Below are 16,371 nucleotides of genomic sequence, written 5' to 3'. Positions count from 1 at the left end.
ACTGAGTATATAAATCTTACTTAAAATTAATTAGGTTTATAAGGCAAGGTCTATGCAGTTTATTACTACAAGTATAGACTTTGCTTATAAATATATAAAATATTAACTAAAATAATTATCGTAAATAGGGGGAAAAAAACATGGCAATAGTACAATGCGTACCAAATTTTAGTGAAGGTGTAGACTTAGATAAAATAGAAAAGATAGTAAGCCCATTAAGAGGTGTTCCAGGGGTTAAACTATTAAACTATGAAGCAGACAAAGACTATAATAGAGTAGTAGTTACTGTAATAGGTGAGCCACAAGCTGTAAAAAATGCAGTTTTTAAAGCAATAGGTGTGGCATCAGAAGTTATAGATATGAACAATCACAAAGGACAACACTCTAGATTTGGAGCTTGTGATGTTTGTCCATTTATTCCAATAAAAGGAATGACTATGGAGGATGCAGTTTCTCTTTCAAAAGAATTAGGCGAAATGGTAGGAGAATCTTACAATATACCAGTATTTCTTTATGAAGCTTCTGCAACAAAACCTGAAAGAGAAAATTTGGCTGTTGTTAGAAAAGGAGAGTACGAAGGTTTAGATGAAAAATTAAAAGATCCAGCTTGGGAGCCAGATTTTGGGCCTGCTAAAAAACATCCAGCTGCTGGTGCCATAGCAATAGGAGCTAGAAAGCCTCTTATAGCATATAACATAAACCTAGACACGCCAAATATAGAAATAGCAAGTAAGATTGCAAAAACTATAAGACATTCTAGTGGTGGGTATAGATATATAAAAGCAGGACCAGTAGAAGTACCTGAGAGAAATATAACTCAAGTTACTATGAACTTAACTGATTATAGCAAAACTGCCATATACAGAGCTTTTGAAGCAGTAAAAATGGAAGCTAGAAGATATGGTGTAAATGTTACAGGAAGTGAAATCGTAGGACTTTGCCCAATGGAAGCTTTAATAGATACAGCAGCTTATTATTTAGGTCTGGAAAACTTCTCTTTAGACAAAGTACTATAATCTAGTTAAATGGAGTAGATTAAAATGAAAATGGATTTAATTATAAAAAATATAGAAAAGTTAGTTACTATGGAAGGCTCATTTTTACCTAAAACAGGAAAGGAAATGAATGAACTAACAATATTGGAAAATGCTTATATTGCAGTAGTTGAAGGCAAAATTTTTAAAGTAGGAACTGGTGAAGATTATAAAGAGCTAGTAGGAGAAAATACTGTAATAGATGATGCAAGTGGAATGCTTGTAACTCCTGGTCTTGTTGATTCTCACACTCATTTAGTTCATGGGGGTTCTAGGGAAAATGAATTTTCCCAAAAACTAAATGGTGTTCCTTATATTCAGATTTTACAAGAAGGTGGAGGTATCTTAAGTACAGTAAATTCTACAAAGAAAGCTACCTTTGATGAATTATATGACAAAGCGGAAAAAAGCTTAGATAGAATGTTAGAGTTTGGTGTAACTACAGTGGAAGAAAAGAGTGGATATGGTCTAGAGCTTGAAACGGAAGTTAAGCAACTTCAAGTGGCTCATAAATTAGATAAAGATCATCCTGTGGACTTAGTGCATACATTTTTAGGAGCACATGCAGTGCCAGTGGAATATAAGTCAAACAGTGAAGCATATATTAAACTATTGGTGGAAGAAATTATGCCAAAAGTGAAAGAACTGGGCTTAGCCGAATTTTGCGATGTATTTTGCGAAGAAGGAGTATTTTCAGTGGAAGAAAGTGACTACATACTTAGCAAAGCAAAGGAAATGGGCTATAAATTAAAGATCCATGCTGATGAGATTGTTCCTATAGGTGGGGCAGAGCTTGCTGCTAAACTTGGTTGTACTTCAGCAGATCATTTAATGGCTGCCAGTGAACAAGGTCTAAAAGACATGGCTGAAAAAGGTGTAATAGCAAATATTCTTCCAGGAACATCATTTAATTTAAATAAACCTTCTGCAGATGGTAGAAAGATGATTGATCTAAATGTTCCAATAAGCTTATCAAGTGATTATAATCCAGGAAGTTGTCCAAGTGAAAATTTACAATTTGTGATGCAACTTGGATGCTTAAACTTAAAAATGACGCCAAATGAAGTATTAACAGCAGTAACAATAAATGCAGCTCACTGCGTAGATAGAGCAACGGAAATAGGTTCTATTGAAGTAGGTAAAAAAGCTGATATTGCTGTATTCGATGCACCAAATGTGGAATACTTAATGTATCACTTTGGAATAAACCATATAGATAGGGTTTATAAAGAAGGGAGACTTGTGGTTAAAAACAAGCATGTAGTTTATTAAAAAATTTCCAAAAGCATGAACATGGAAATTTTTCAGGGGGATGTATATGAAATTAATAGATATGACAGTGACAAACTTTACAAATGAAGTAGACTCAAATTCGCCAGCACCAGGCGGTGGTTCAGTGGCTGCTCTTGCTTCTGATATAGGTATTGGTCTTTCTAGAATGATGGCTCATCTAAGTTTTGGGAAAAAGAAATACGAAGCTTTAGATGATGCTGTGAAAGAAGAATTTGAAGTTAGGTTTGATAAACTGGGAAAAATAAGAGAAGAAATGAGTAGACTTGTGGATGAAGATACTCAGTCTTTCAATGAATTTATGAAAGCTTTAAAAATGCCAAAGGATACTTTTAAACAAATAACAGAAAGACAACAAGCTATGGCTGATGCAACATTATACTCTATAAAGGTTCCATACAAGACTGCTGCATTATCATTAGATGCAATAAAGGAGTTAGAATTTTTAGTAGACAATGGAAACAGAAATGCCATTACTGACATTGGTGTGGGAACATTGATGCTTTGTACAGGGCTTGAAGGTGCCATATTAAATGTTAAAGTTAATCTTATGAGTTTAGAGAATAAAGAACTTGCAAAAAAATATGCTGACAGTTGTGCAGAAATGTTAGAACAAGGAAAAGAAATGAGAGATAAAATATTAAATAAGATACACAGTGCAATAGAATAATTTATAGAACCCATCCTGAATTTAGGGATGGGTTTTTATGTTATTCTATTCTAAGTTACAACTATGTAACTTGGTATAATCTTAATGTTATGTATATAATTGTATTGGAATAGTAATAGGCTTTAGGGATATAAGGGGGAATTAAATGAAGAGATATATAATGCCTGGAGTTTTGATAATATTTTCTATAATATTAATTTATCAAAGTTATAGTTTGAAAACTATAAAAGAAGATTTAGAAAATATAAAAAGTACAAATACATCATTAGAAGAAGAAGTAATATTATTAGGCAGTAAATTAAGCAGTGAAATACAATCCACATTAGAGGAAGAATTGGGAAAATCACATTTGACTAAAGATGTAAGTTTTAAATTAAATAAAAACACTGACAAAGGGTATGATTTAACTGTTAGAGCAGAACTAAGTGAGTTAAAAGGAAATCCAAAAGTTATATTCATGTATAAGAGTGAAAACGCTAAAAATTGGCAGGAGTTAGAGTTGAAAAAAGAGAGGGAACTATCTTATGTTGGAAACTTTGACTTATCATATGATAATGACTATAAATATAAAATTGTAATTAAGGGAGATAAAGCTGAAAGTAGTGATGTGGAAGATTTGGAGAAATATTTATTTATGCCTACATCACCTAATGTAAACTGGAGTTACAATAATGATGGTATATATTTTAGTGCTTATCCTTATATTGAAGACGAGGCAGAAGAAGAATCTCATGCAAATAAAATAAAAAGCATTGAGATAATGCTTAATGATAATAAAGAAAAAACTTATAAATGCGAATATAATAAAGAACCTATGTATGATGAAAATAATGAATTTGTTGATGAAAACAACCATTACGAAGCTAATATACCAAAAGAAGCTTATAATAATAAATTAGGTTCTATTAAAATAAAAGTTACTTATGAAAGTGGAATAATTAATATTGAAGATGTAACTAATAAACTAATTGAATAGCATAGAAAAATCCAACAATATAAAATTGTTGGATTTTTCTATTAGTTGATAAATTAATTTTCTGATGAACTATCTCTATTAGATGATTTTTTAACCTTTTTAACTTTTTTAACCTTTTTCTTAGGAGTAGGTGTGCTTTCTTCAATTTGAGTATTTTTATTAATAGACTTAGTCTTTTTAGTATTTTTCTTAACTTTTTCTTGTACTTCTGCGTTTGTTATTTTATTCATTATAGTATCAAGCTTCTCTTGTTGTTGCGGATCTAAGAAATTTTTGAATTTAGAGACTACTTCATCTTTACCTTTTAAGTTTTTACCGATTTTTACAAGCTCATCAATAAGTTCATCCTCTGACTTTCCTTTATAACCTTCAGCTATTTTTTCAACTTTGTTTTTATCAATATTTTTTTCTTTAGCGAACTTTTCAAGGGTTTTTGGATCTACTTTTTTCATAGCAAACTCCTTTCCATATTACTTTTTACTTAGATTTGTAAATTATATGTTCAAATATTGTATATTTAACGTAGTGTTAATTAACCTATTATTTAATATATGCATAAGAGTTTTAATAGTGTTACTCTTCTAAAATCTTTCTAAAATAAATCTTTAATATAAGTATATTAATAAATAATAAAAAAAGACTGTAAGTGGATACAGTCTTTTTTAAATATATAAATTTTAATTAAATTAATTCTTATTAAAATGTAGGATTAAATGATACTCTTTTTGAAACAGATAATCCTACAATGTAAGCCAATACTAATTTTATTAAATCTACAAAAGCGAAAGGAGCTACGCAATATAGTATACTTTGGTAAATTGTATTTCCAGTAATTGCAGCAAACATTAAAGTTCCTGTTATATACACACTAATTAATCCTATTATTAAAGATAAGAAGATTATTATGGGTGATGAAGATTTATCTTTGCCAAAACCTACTATATAAACCATTAAAGGGAGACCTAATAAATATCCTCCTGTTGGTCCAAATAAAGCCCCGAATCCTCCTGAAAATTGAGCAAATACAGGTAGGCCTATTCCGCCTAGTAATAAATAAATTAAAACAGAAATAGCACCTGATTTAGGTCCTAGAATTAATCCTGTTACAGCGACAGCGAAAATTTGCATAGTAATCGGAACTGTTGTAAAAGGTAATGGTATTGAAATTTGAGCTAAAATTGATATTATAGAAGCAAAAAGAGCACAGACTATAAGTTCTTTAGTTGAAAGTTTCATAATAATCCTCCTGAATAATTATTGTTTAGGTTAACCTATTAAAATAAATGGTTAACTTAATTATATAGAAAAAAAATAAAAAATCAAGAAAATTTATATATAAATTACAAAAGCTTATTTATATCTATTCGAAATCTCTATTTAACCTTTCTGGGAAAGGAGAATTATTTTTAATAGATAAATAAAAATCTTCTAGCATACTAGCAGCTTTGTTAATAGAGTTATCATATAAAAATTCAATGTTTACACATATATTTTTGCATTTAGGATTTTCATTTAAGTTAAAAAATATGCCATGTAATTTATTATAAAGGGCTACAATTTTAAGTCCAGAAAAAATAATAAATCTACTTAACTTATTTGGAGTATTAAAAATAGAATTATAAAATTTCATGGAGTTAATGGCTCTTGTTATTTTAGAAGTAGAAGTATTAAAAAATGGTGATATAATCTCTGCAAAAGTACTATCTGCATGAATATGAGTAGTTAAGTCTATGTCAAAAGGATTTTTACCTTCCTTGTATATTAATAATTTATCGAATTCAGATTCGACTTCAGTATGGGATAATTTCTCTTCTTTAATTATTTTATTTATATAAGGGTGACACTCACTGTCTAACATGAAATGGCACAAAAATCCAAATGTGTAAGCTAAGGATTTTTCTCGCTCCTTAGATTTTTCTATTATACTTCTTGATTTTTCAAAAAATACATTTGCTTTTTCGTAGTGAACATCATGCCCTAATTTATTTGTGGGATTGTGATAGAGTATTGGTTTGTAGTAAAAGAAAATATCTGGACCATGAAGCCCTATAAAAAATAGTTCTATATTTTTAAAAATAATCTTCGAAATTTCATCATCTACTTGCTCTAAAACTTTTTTTCCAAAAGTATAATGCGCATAAGTTCCAGGCATAGCTACTACCTCCAAATAAAATATTATGTATAAGGTTTAGTATATCAACTTTCAAAGAAAAAATTACTTTCTATAATATATATGGAATTTTTCTCATAGTATTAATATATAGAAGTAATTTGTAAATAAGGTAGTTGGATTAATTAAGATAAATAAATCCTTATAAAAAAATATATATGTGCTAGTATATTAAAAATGTAACACATATGATTTGGATTCATATTTTATTAAGAAGGGGTAGTAATATTAAGGGGTGACTTGTGTGAACAATTTACTGTTAATACTTGCAATGATGGTATTAAGTAATGGTAATGTATCATTATTTGATAATAAAAATAAATCAAATAAGCCTGCAGAGGAGTCGACAAAAGTGGATGTTATTGAGCCAAATGTTAAAAGTAATCAAAATAAAAGAAGTGGTCCAACAGTTAGAAAAGTTAAAAAAATTAAAAAGAAAACACGAAGTAAAGATCCTACTAGAGAGAGAAAGAATGATCCTATTAAAAATATTTTAAAATTTGATATTACGGACGTTAACAAAGGTATCAATTTAATGGATCTAAGCGAAGAAGATTTAGATAGAGGAATGGAAATAATAACAAGAACAAAGAAGTATATGAATAAAGAGGAAAGAAATATACTGATAAAGTTGGAAAGTGTTCTTGATTTAGTAAAAGGAATAAAAAAATTAAATGACATTAATATATTGAGCGAAGGAGATGAAAGTGAATTTTTCAGAAGTATGGATGAAGAAGATAAGAAAAATATGATGATTAAAGAAATAATAGAAGTTTTTCCTGAAAAGAAAAAACAATCTGTGGAAAAAGCTCTTGAAATGAAAAAAATGATAGATTTATTTGCAGAGCTATTTTTACCAGATGGAGAAGAAGGTGGAGGATTTAGTTTAAGCTCTCTTGCAGATATTAACAATTTAGGAAGTATTAGCAACTTGAAATTATTAGGAAGTTTATTGAGAAGTTTAGATGATGATGAAGAGGAAGAAGAAAAAGAATATGAGTATGTAGAAGTAGAAGAAGATGACGTAGAAGATGTAGAAGAGGAAAATTCAGCAGATGATTATGATGAATATTTAGAATCAAACAAAGCTATGACAAATAATAAAAAATATAGCAAAAGTAAATCTAAAAAAAGTAGGAACAGAAGGAAAAAACAAATGTGATGAAATACAGTGTTTTAGATAACATTTGGATACTTACATAAGTCAAATTAGAAGATATTGTAAAAATATCTTAAAATTAAAAACTTTTACAGAATAAACTACTTTAATTATTTCAACTTTTGTATTATAATAAATATAAATAAAAAAGAAAAAACTCCTGGGACATACGATAGGTATCCTTTAAATTCAACCGACATGCACTATACGGGAGATCGGGTCTTGCAATAGTAAGATGCCATTATATTTATATAAAGGAATTTAAACTTGTGAGCAGGTCACCCACCTGGGAGATTCTCGGGTCTGAATTTATGGGACCAACGGTGCCTTGGGAATAAAAAAATGTTGCTATTTTAGCAACATTTTTATTTTGTAAATTTTTAATTTTTAAATGCTAAATTCCCAAAATACCCACATCATTGAGAGTTGAAAAAACATGACTCACATTATATTTCAAATCTTTTTCATAATTAGAATAAAATGCAGATCTAATAAAATCATCTTCTGTAGAAAATTCATCTATAATAGGTTGAGACCAAGTTTTACCTAAGCTATTGGAGCTAGAAGTAAATAATTTGTTAAAGTTTACCCAAGATACAAAAAGAGCGCTATCTGTTTTAACTAAGGAAGGATACATACAAGTGGAAGGTTCACTTAAATACGAAGAGGACTCAATATTAAATTTATTTTCATTAAGGTAACCACTTATGTGTTTTACAACATAGCCATTTTTTATATATTCACAAAAACATAAATGATAAAAATTCATACTGTCTCTAATAATGTCTAAATAGATTTTATTTTTACAAGAGTTTGTAATTTGTATAGGATCACTCCAACAAAAAGTACCTAAGTTAAATCTTGATGCAAAGATCTCTTCACAACCATTTACTAATTTGAGATAAAATATAGTTGGTACGGATTCATTCCAGAGCACAGTAAAGCTATCTAATACTAAATGGTTAATAAAATCAACTTTATTTTCTATCCAATAATCATTGTTTTTATAGTGATGGAAAAGAGCGCAAGTATTATTAGAACTATTATTAAATACATAGTAAAAAATATGAGCGTTATTATGTATATATTTTACATAAGGAAAGGCTAATCCAAATTTCTTGAAATTATAAGTTATAGATTCTTTTTGGGTAAAGATTTTAGAGTTATTTTTACATTCTAATATTTGTAGAGATTTATCACAGTAAATACAGTAAATATTATCATCATTATCAATTGAAAAGGAATATCTGGTGAAATTTATATCAATATCGCTTATTAATTTATTTCTATGAACTAAATTGTTATGGGTATCATAATAGTTATAATAAAGTCCATCATTATTAAGGGATATATAAAACATATCCTTAGTGCTTCTTCTAATTATAGCATAGCATTCATTTATAAAGCTCATTTTTAACCTCCTAAAAACATCCATATTATAATATATTTACAAAAAAAAATTATATTCTACTTTTTTTATGTACATGTATAGTTATGTAACACTTATTCATCAAAAAGCATATTATTTATTAGGCTTACAAAGCCAGGACATTTTTATCAATATCAATAAGGGAGGATAATAAAAAATGCAAGATTTAAAAAAGAATAAAAGAAAGATGAATAATAAACAAATGTCTACAATGCATAATAAACAAATGTCTACAATGAGTAATTGTCCTGAAAGGGAAGAAATAGAATCAGTATCAACAGTAGAAGTAGATGAATTTGACAGAGGATGTAAGTGTAACAATGATATGGAATCACATAAGAATAAATGCAATGAAAAACATGAAAAACATGACTGTGAATGTCATTTTGAATGTAAAAAACATGAAGAATGTAAAAAACATGAAGAATGTAAAGAATGTGAGGTTATATCTCAAGAATGTACAGAAAATCCATGTAGAGAAGAATGCTGTAATGGAATAAGACCAACTTTTTCAACAAAAAACGCGTCTCCAGTAGCTATAGAAACAAATAGAATATTTGACTCAATACAATTTAGAGCATTTACAGATGCTAAGGGACCAAATGGACAAACTTTATTCTTTGATTTTGAAGTTATAGAAGTAAGAGGTAATGTACCATCTAGAGGATTAGCAAAAGTTATAGTTGACGAGGTTTGTGTGAATTTTGAAGAGCTTGAGATATGTCCTGGAGATATAACTGTAGATGATTTTATAGTAACTCCAGTTGAAAACAATTCACCTTGTGATACAGTATTTGAATCTATAGTATGCCCAAGAAGAAATGCTACTTGTTGTGCACAAAATAAAGGACAGAATGTATTATTTAGAGAAAGAGGATTAGCTGTAAGAGTAGAGGACTTAGTTCTAGAAATAAGAGGACATTGTGGATGTACTAAAATAGTTGCTCTTGCATTCCCAGCAGTAAAAAGAGGTAATGGACAATTGTGTAGAGTAGATTGTGTTGAATTTAGATTTAACACACTAGCTTCTAATTTATGTGTTCCATCTAGTGGTAGATCAATAACATTAAGACAAGATTATTTAACTAAGTTAACAGTTGACTGTATATCTAACGCATTTATTTCTGCAGAAGATTGCTTTGACTTTGACTGTGATAGAGACCATGACAGACATCATGACTGTGATTTTGACTGTGATTGTGACTGTGATAGAGATCATGACCGTGACCGTGACCGTGACCGTGACCGTGACCGTGACCGTGACCGTGACCGTGATTGTGATTTCGACTTCGATTGTTTCGAGTTCACAATACCAAGTGGAATAGATCTAATACTATGTGTTGAAGAAACAGTAAGTGCTTTATTAGGAGATCAAATAGTAGTTCTAGCTGAAAGAAACTTTAGACCAAGAGTGGTAGATACTTTTGCAAATGTTTGTAAATTCCCAGATTGTGGTGAATAATTTAGAGAATTAAAATATATAACAAATGATTAGACAAAGGATTAACCGAATATCTTTATTCTACTAACAAAGAGGGCTATCATATAATGATAGCCCTCTTTTAATTGTAAGGAAATTACAATTCATTTGATTTTTAAATAAATATAATTTTTTAATATATTAACTTTTGTAAAGGATACTATAGCAATACTCAAATATATCATCTTTAATAGTTGAGGTAGATTTAAAGTTAGAAAAAGATGTAGAGTCTCTAGGTAAGTTATGAGTTGGCATCCATTTTTTATTAGTATAATTAAAAACTAAAGTTTTAGTATTAACTTCAGATCTATTATTATTTTGTACAGTATCATAGGTAAAAATCATATTGCTCATATCATCAATATCTAATCTATAAATATATTCATCATTTTTAACAATATTATTAATCTTGTATTTATGAAGATTATAATTGCTCGGACTAAAATTATAATGATATAGTCTATAGCAACCGCCTTTTATAGTAGATTCTTCCACTAAAAACACATTTAAATTATTTTGAATAATAAAAAGTCTCATATTTTTTAAGTTATTTGTATTATTACAGACTTTACAAAGGTATCTTCGTCTTGTCTTACCATCTTTGTACATAAAGTGAATTAGCCTACCTTTTGTATCAATGGAGCAAATATGAATAAGATTATTAGCATCAAAATTTGCACAATATAAAATAATGTTATTTGAAATTTTATCTATTTTTTCATTAATATTTTTTATAAATAAGGAATTATTTTCTTCGTAAACATAAAATGGCTTTATATTATTAATCAAAGTCTCACCTACTTTCTTTACATTTTTTTCAATGCTTTTATTAAAACTATACTGTGAAGAAGAGTTGTAAAGATAGATGTTGCAGTTATAGCATAAATATAGGCATACATATTTAAACTAGGTATAGGCAATAAGAAATAAATAGCAATAACCTGAATAACCATACCAATTATGGTATTTACGCTAGATATAATCTCTTTTCTTATGGAGTGAAGTATTCCTGATAAAGTTTGATTTAAGCTAAGAAAAAGAGGAGCTAGAAACATGGATTTTAAATAAATACCAGCAGTCTTATTGTTAAAAACTATTAAACATAATTCTTCTCCGAAAAAATAAAAAAATAAAGCGGATAGAATACCTACACCCACAGTTAAAGCAACAGCATAGTATATTTTTATTTTTACATTTCTAATTTTATTTAAAGCAACCTCTTGAGAGATGCTTGGAATTAAATTTACTACAAGAGCTGAGCCTATTGTAAAAGGAAGATATACAAATGGCATTACCATACCACAAACGACCCCATAAAGTCCTATGGATTGTGTATAAGATATTCCAGATAAAACTAATCTGGAAGGTACCATCATAGAACTTACTGACTGCAAAACAACAGAAGACATTTTATTACATGTAATAGGTAGAGCCATTTTTAAAGTCTCCATAGAAGAATAATAAAAATCTCTAAGTCTTATAGTAAATTTATTGTATAAGGATGATTCTTTGTAAAGACATATACTCATATAAATCACATTAGTGGCTTCACCAATGGAAATACCAAGAAGTGTTATGTAACAAATCATAGCCTTATCACTTATGTACATTGCTAATAAAAATACAAATAAAATTCTTGTAACTTGTTCAATAATCTGACCTACAGCAGGAACTATAACTTTTTTTATTCCATAAAAATATCCTCTTAACACGTTTGAAATAGTAATTATAACTATGGCTGGACATATGGAAAGAATAAATAAGTTTAAATTTTCATCCTGCAAAAGTTTAAAAGACAAATATGTACTATTAAAAGATACTAACAATGAAATCAACAAGGATATAAAGAAGGCCACATATAAAGTGGATATAAAAAATATATTTGCATCTTTTTTATCCTTTAAAGCACTTTCCTTTGCAACCAAGCAAGAAAGGGCAGTGGGAATACCTGTGGTGGTCAGAGCAATACAAATCATTAAGAAGTTGAAGACCATATGATATATTCCAAGGCCCACATCTCCCATGACCCGTGATAGAAATATTTTATATAAAAAACCTAATATTCTTACTATTAGATTTGATATGAACAATATTATTGTTGATAAAACCAAATTAGGAATTCTCAAAAAAATCACCTCCACATACTAAAAATGTATTCTTGTGGAGGTGAAAAAATAATTATAATTTTATAAAATTTGGTTTTAAATTATCAAAAGTAGAAATGTATTTGAATCCTAAATCTTTTAGATAAGAGTAGATATAATCAAATTTACAAGAAATAAAAGTTGGAGAATGAGCATCAGAACCTGTAGTAATAATCTCTCCACCTAATTCTTTGTAAAGAGATATTATGTTTCTTGAAGGTGTTAAGTCAGGCAGGTTATATCTAAAGCAAGAAGTATTTACTTCTATTCCTTTACCATTATAAATGGCTTCTTTTAATATGGATTCTATAATATCCATAAATAAGCTATCTCCAAGAAGATTATCATAATTTCCATACCTTTTTACCAAATCTAGATGACCTAAAACACTATAGCTATTAAAGTTTTTAACTATATCATATAAAGTCTTGTAATAGACTTCATAGGCATCATTTTGATTTTTATCTTTAAAATATTCGTCGTAGTATAAATCATTTTTATTTATGGCATGTTGAGAGCATAATATAAAGTCAAATTTATGATTTTTCATATCATCATTATATCGGTCTATAAGATGAGGTTGTAATCCTAATTCAATTCCTTTTTTTATTTTTATTTTGTTTTCGTATTTTTTCTGCATTGATTCTAGTTTATGTAAATATTTTTCGTAATTTACAACAAATTTATCTGTTTGATTTACATCATAGTCCATATGATCTGTAAAACATATTTCCTCTAAACCTAAGTTAATAGAAGTTTCGATCATTTTTTCTATGGGAGTTTTACTATCTGGAGAGAAGTTACAATGCATGTGATAGTCGTAGAACATTATTATTTCCCCTTTCATAAAAAATTTGGTATTATATATATTAATGATAACAAATACATATTTAAACATCAATAAATCTAAAAATAAGTAAGTGGTGATTAAATGGATAAATACAAATTAGAATTAGATGATAATAATAGTAAATATATTCAAATTTATAATCATATAAAAGAGATGATTGTTGGGGAAGAAATAAAGGAACATGAAAAACTGCCACCAATTAGAAAGTTAGCAGATTTTATAAGTGTCAATAATGCTACTATTGTTAAAGTATACGAGTTGTTGGAAAAAGAAGGCTATGTATATAAGATAATAGGTAGTGGAACTTTTGTTTCTTCTATAAAGGTAAATAAAGAAGTTAACTTGGAAAATTATAAGGATATGATACACTTTGATAGTGGTAATCCATCGAAGGATGTATTTCCTTTAGATAATTTTAAATCAGCTATAAATATGGCATTGGAAAATGACGGAGCGTCTATTTTTGAATACGACGAAGGAAAAGGTTCTGAAGAATTAAGAGAAGAATTAAGTACATATTTAAAAAAGAAAAGAATAAATACTAATAAGGATAATATACAGATAATTTCAGGTGCCCAACAAGGCATAGATATAGTTTGTAAAGGTCTTATAAATTATTCAGATGTGGTATTTGTGGAAGAACCAACTTACAACGGCGCCTTAGAAGTATTCAAGAGTAGAGGTGCAAAAATAATTACTATTCCTATGCTTGACGATGGTATAGATATAGGTATATTAAAGCTTAAATTAGAAAAAATAAAACCTAAATTAATATATGTTATGCCTAACTTTCAAAATCCAAGTGGAATATCATATAGTGAATATAAGAAAAAGAAGCTCATAGAACTAAGTGAAGAATATGATTTTTATATTTTAGAAGACGACTTTATAAGTGACTTTATTTTTGATAGTAAAGATAATAGACCGCTTAAAAGTTATGATATGAAAAATAGAGTTATTTATATTAAATCTTTTTCCAAAATACTTATGCCAGGTCTTAGAATTGGGATAGTTGATATACCAAGAGAACTGCAAAAGAAAATACTCTGGGCAAAATATTCATCAGATATATCTACACCAGGACTTATACAAAAGTCTATGTACTATTATATGAAGTATTTCAATTGGGAAGAATATCTAAAAAACATAGATAAAGTTTATACTAAAAAATATAGAAAAACAAAAATTTTATTAGAAGAAAAATTAGGAGACAAGCTAAAAATATATAAATCTCAAGGTGGACTAAACTTCTTTATTGAATTACCAAGAGGATATTCATCTCAAATTTTCTACAACTTCATGTTAGAAAAAGGAGTTTGTATTACACCAGGAACTTATTTTTTTGATAATATAATGGATGATAGATTTTTTAGAATTAACATAGCAAATGAAGCAATTGAGGATATAGAAAAGGGAATAACTATAATAGAAAATAATTTAGAAGAGTTTATTACATCTTATAAAAATGGAGAAGCTATAAGAAGTAATAAAATATTTTATTAATAAGTGAAAATACTAGGAGGAAAAAATGTTTGATCAAAAGAAATTAGACAGAATAAATTTTTTAGCTAAAAAAAATAAAGAAGAAGGATTAACAAAAGAAGAGTTAGCAGAAAGAGAAGTATTAAGAAAAGAATACTTAGAAAATTTTAGAGCGCACTTTAAGTCTAGACTTGAAAATGTAAAAGTCGTACATAGTCAAGAAGAGTACGATGAATTAATGAAGAAAAATCAAAACTAGCTTTACTAAAATATATAAATAAGGAGTTCAATATGGATTTAAAATATGAATTTGCAAATGGTTGGAAAGTTATAAAAGAAATGAATAATATGGAAAATGTTATGTCATACTCAAAAGAATATATTGATTTCTTAAATAAAAGTAAAACAGAAAGACTTTGCGCTAGAGAGATTATTAGACTAGCATCATCACAAGGATTTATATCTATAGAAGAAGTAATAAAAAAGGGTAAAATAGAATCTGGAGATAAAATTTTTGCAGAAAATAAAGATAAGGGTGTAGCTTTATTTGTAATTGGTGAAAAAGATATAGAAGAAGGTATGAAGATAATTGCTTCTCATATAGATTCACCAAGACTAGATTTAAAACAAAATCCATTATATGAAGATGATAATATGGCGTATTTCAAAACTCATTATTATGGTGGAATTAAAAAATATCAATGGGTATCCATGCCTCTTGCATTATATGGAGTAGCAATTTTACAAGATGGTACTAAAGTTGATATAGCTATAGGTGACGATGAAGAAGATCCAGTATTTTGCATAAATGACTTATTGCCTCATTTATCATCAGAACAAAATCAAAAGAAAATGAGTGAAGCTATTGGTGGAGAAGATTTAAACGTACTAATAGGAAGTATTCCTTTTGATGAAGAAGAAAATGCAACTGTAAAATATAATATGTTAAAGTTATTAAACGAAAAATATGGAATTACTGAAGAAGATTTTTTAAGTGCTGAAATAGAAATAGTTCCAGCAGGAAAAGCTAAAGATTTAGGAATAGATAAATCAATGGTTATTTCTTATGGACAAGATGACAGAGTATGTGCCTTTGCAGGTGTAAAAGCTATATTTGAAACTGAAAAACCAGAATATACAGCAGTTACATTATGTGTTGATAAAGAAGAAACAGGTTCTTATGGTAATACAGGAATGCATTCGAAATTCTTTGAAAATACTGTGGCAGAATTAATAAACTTACAAGGAAATTATTCTGACTTAAAAATAAAAAGAGCTATGTCAAGATCGAGAATATTATCTGGAGATGTTAACGCAGCTTATGATCCAAACTTCTCTTCAGCATACGAAAAGACTAACTCAGCTCATATGGGTAAAGGTGTTGCTATAATGAAGTACTCTGGTTCAAGAGGAAAAAGTGGCACAAGTGATGCTAATGCAGAGTTTGTTTGTGAAGTAAGAAGAATATTTAACAAAGAAAATGTAGTATGGCAAACAGGAGAGCTTGGAAAAGTTGACCAAGGAGGCGGAGGTACTGTAGCTTATATATTAGCTAATTACGGTGCTGAAGTTTTAGATTGTGGTGTAGGATTACTTAGTATGCATGCACCTTACGAAGTTGCTTCAAAAGCAGATATATTTGAAATGTATAGAGGCTATAAGGCTTTCTTAAATATAAATCTATAAA

Annotated in this window: 16 protein-coding genes and 1 other RNA gene; 10 read left to right on the top strand and 7 right to left on the bottom strand. The window is 28.4% G+C overall.

Going from position 1 to position 16,371, the window contains the following annotated elements; translation table 11 throughout:
- Window positions 1-140: 140 nt before the first annotated feature.
- From ftcD to K0039_RS05700, 4 genes are all read left to right on the top strand, one after another.
- The gene (ftcD, locus tag K0039_RS05715; protein ID WP_228104060.1) at window positions 141-1,016 is read left to right on the top strand and encodes a glutamate formimidoyltransferase; all 876 of its coding nucleotides are present in this window, start codon (window positions 141-143) and stop codon (window positions 1,014-1,016) included.
- Window positions 1,017-1,040: 24 nt separating this feature from the next.
- On the top strand, window positions 1,041-2,306 hold the full coding sequence (gene hutI, locus K0039_RS05710) for an imidazolonepropionase (protein ID WP_228104059.1): 1,266 nt from the start codon (window positions 1,041-1,043) through the stop codon (window positions 2,304-2,306).
- 46 nt (window positions 2,307-2,352) lie between these two features.
- Window positions 2,353-2,994, top strand: coding sequence for a cyclodeaminase/cyclohydrolase family protein (locus K0039_RS05705; RefSeq protein WP_228104058.1), 642 nt, complete (start codon window positions 2,353-2,355; stop codon window positions 2,992-2,994).
- A gap of 145 nt (window positions 2,995-3,139) precedes the next feature.
- Entirely contained in the window at window positions 3,140-3,970 is an 831-nt protein-coding gene (locus tag K0039_RS05700) for a hypothetical protein (RefSeq protein WP_228104057.1), read from the top strand.
- A gap of 53 nt (window positions 3,971-4,023) precedes the next feature.
- On the opposite strand, the gene K0039_RS05695 is transcribed toward K0039_RS05700, so the two are convergent.
- The 3 genes from K0039_RS05695 to K0039_RS05685 form a co-directional block, all read right to left on the bottom strand.
- A complete protein-coding gene (locus K0039_RS05695) occupies window positions 4,024-4,422 on the bottom strand; it encodes a hypothetical protein (protein ID WP_228104056.1) in 399 nt (132 codons plus the stop codon).
- 244 nt (window positions 4,423-4,666) lie between these two features.
- On the bottom strand, window positions 4,667-5,206 hold the full coding sequence (locus K0039_RS05690) for a biotin transporter BioY (RefSeq protein ID WP_228104055.1): 540 nt from the start codon (window positions 5,204-5,206) through the stop codon (window positions 4,667-4,669).
- A 124-nt stretch (window positions 5,207-5,330) separates the two neighbouring features.
- Window positions 5,331-6,122: a zinc dependent phospholipase C family protein gene (locus K0039_RS05685; protein WP_228104054.1), complete on the bottom strand. Its 792-nt coding sequence runs from the start codon at window positions 6,120-6,122 to the stop codon at window positions 5,331-5,333.
- Between the two features lie 262 nt (window positions 6,123-6,384).
- Here K0039_RS05685 and K0039_RS05680 point away from each other — a divergent pair, with 262 nt between their 5' ends.
- Both K0039_RS05680 and ssrS read left to right on the top strand, forming a co-directional pair.
- Window positions 6,385-7,302, top strand: a complete 918-nt coding sequence (locus tag K0039_RS05680; RefSeq protein ID WP_228104053.1) for a hypothetical protein — start codon at window positions 6,385-6,387, stop codon at window positions 7,300-7,302.
- Between the two features lie 155 nt (window positions 7,303-7,457).
- A non-coding RNA gene (ssrS, locus tag K0039_RS05675) (6S RNA) lies at window positions 7,458-7,633 on the top strand.
- Between the two features lie 60 nt (window positions 7,634-7,693).
- On the opposite strand, the gene K0039_RS05670 is transcribed toward ssrS, so the two are convergent.
- Window positions 7,694-8,710 carry a hypothetical protein gene (locus K0039_RS05670; RefSeq protein WP_228104052.1) on the bottom strand — a complete coding sequence of 339 codons (1,017 nt, stop codon included), beginning with the start codon at window positions 8,708-8,710 and terminating at the stop codon, window positions 7,694-7,696.
- Window positions 8,711-8,885: 175 nt separating this feature from the next.
- Between K0039_RS05670 and K0039_RS05665 the strand changes: the two genes are divergently transcribed.
- Window positions 8,886-10,190, top strand: a complete 1,305-nt coding sequence (locus tag K0039_RS05665) for an exosporium morphogenetic protein CdeC (RefSeq protein WP_228104051.1) — start codon at window positions 8,886-8,888, stop codon at window positions 10,188-10,190.
- A gap of 159 nt (window positions 10,191-10,349) precedes the next feature.
- Here the strand turns inward: K0039_RS05665 and K0039_RS05660 are convergent, their stop codons facing one another.
- Genes K0039_RS05660 through K0039_RS05650 form a run of 3 tightly spaced genes read right to left on the bottom strand, consistent with a single transcriptional unit; the run spans window position 10,350 to window position 13,181 of the window.
- On the bottom strand, window positions 10,350-10,997 hold the full coding sequence (locus K0039_RS05660; protein ID WP_228104050.1) for a hypothetical protein: 648 nt from the start codon (window positions 10,995-10,997) through the stop codon (window positions 10,350-10,352).
- Between the two features lie 17 nt (window positions 10,998-11,014).
- Entirely contained in the window at window positions 11,015-12,334 is a 1,320-nt protein-coding gene (locus tag K0039_RS05655; RefSeq protein WP_228104049.1) for a polysaccharide biosynthesis protein, read from the bottom strand.
- 52 nt (window positions 12,335-12,386) lie between these two features.
- On the bottom strand, window positions 12,387-13,181 hold the full coding sequence (locus tag K0039_RS05650) for a histidinol-phosphatase HisJ family protein (protein ID WP_228104048.1): 795 nt from the start codon (window positions 13,179-13,181) through the stop codon (window positions 12,387-12,389).
- Window positions 13,182-13,283: 102 nt separating this feature from the next.
- Here K0039_RS05650 and pdxR point away from each other — a divergent pair, with 102 nt between their 5' ends.
- From pdxR to K0039_RS05635, 3 genes are read left to right on the top strand one after another with little or no spacing between them, the layout of a single operon-like run.
- Window positions 13,284-14,705, top strand: a complete 1,422-nt coding sequence (gene pdxR, locus K0039_RS05645; protein WP_228104047.1) for a MocR-like pyridoxine biosynthesis transcription factor PdxR — start codon at window positions 13,284-13,286, stop codon at window positions 14,703-14,705.
- Between the two features lie 25 nt (window positions 14,706-14,730).
- Window positions 14,731-14,943 (top strand): DUF896 domain-containing protein, encoded by a 213-nt coding sequence (locus K0039_RS05640; RefSeq protein WP_228104046.1) that lies wholly within the window; start codon window positions 14,731-14,733, stop codon window positions 14,941-14,943.
- Between the two features lie 32 nt (window positions 14,944-14,975).
- A complete protein-coding gene (locus K0039_RS05635) occupies window positions 14,976-16,370 on the top strand; it encodes an aminopeptidase (RefSeq protein ID WP_228104045.1) in 1,395 nt (464 codons plus the stop codon).
- Window position 16,371 lies beyond the last annotated feature (1 nt).

The sequence above is a fragment of the Terrisporobacter mayombei genome (assembly GCF_020748465.1).
In the GTDB taxonomy this organism is placed as follows: domain Bacteria; phylum Bacillota; class Clostridia; order Peptostreptococcales; family Peptostreptococcaceae; genus Terrisporobacter; species Terrisporobacter mayombei.
The sequence above is the reverse complement of the archived record's forward strand: the minus strand, read 5'-3'. Positions and strand labels throughout refer to the sequence as shown.

Excerpts from the sequence above, each read along its gene's own strand:
- K0039_RS05685 (WP_228104054.1), bottom strand. The coding sequence starts at position 6,122 with ATGCCTGGAACTTATGCGCATTATACTTTTGGAAAAAAAGTTTTAGAG.
- K0039_RS05635 (WP_228104045.1), top strand. The coding sequence starts at position 14,976 with ATGGATTTAAAATATGAATTTGCAAATGGTTGGAAAGTTATAAAAGAA.
- hutI (WP_228104059.1), top strand. The coding sequence starts at position 1,041 with ATGAAAATGGATTTAATTATAAAAAATATAGAAAAGTTAGTTACTATG.
- K0039_RS05700 (WP_228104057.1), top strand. The coding sequence starts at position 3,140 with ATGAAGAGATATATAATGCCTGGAGTTTTGATAATATTTTCTATAATA.
- K0039_RS05695 (WP_228104056.1), bottom strand. The coding sequence starts at position 4,422 with ATGAAAAAAGTAGATCCAAAAACCCTTGAAAAGTTCGCTAAAGAAAAA.
- pdxR (WP_228104047.1), top strand. The coding sequence starts at position 13,284 with ATGGATAAATACAAATTAGAATTAGATGATAATAATAGTAAATATATT.
- K0039_RS05665 (WP_228104051.1), top strand. The coding sequence starts at position 8,886 with ATGCAAGATTTAAAAAAGAATAAAAGAAAGATGAATAATAAACAAATG.
- K0039_RS05640 (WP_228104046.1), top strand. The coding sequence starts at position 14,731 with ATGTTTGATCAAAAGAAATTAGACAGAATAAATTTTTTAGCTAAAAAA.
- K0039_RS05670 (WP_228104052.1), bottom strand. The coding sequence starts at position 8,710 with ATGAGCTTTATAAATGAATGCTATGCTATAATTAGAAGAAGCACTAAG.
- ftcD (WP_228104060.1), top strand. The coding sequence starts at position 141 with ATGGCAATAGTACAATGCGTACCAAATTTTAGTGAAGGTGTAGACTTA.
- K0039_RS05705 (WP_228104058.1), top strand. The coding sequence starts at position 2,353 with ATGAAATTAATAGATATGACAGTGACAAACTTTACAAATGAAGTAGAC.
- K0039_RS05650 (WP_228104048.1), bottom strand. The coding sequence starts at position 13,181 with ATGTTCTACGACTATCACATGCATTGTAACTTCTCTCCAGATAGTAAA.
- K0039_RS05690 (WP_228104055.1), bottom strand. The coding sequence starts at position 5,206 with ATGAAACTTTCAACTAAAGAACTTATAGTCTGTGCTCTTTTTGCTTCT.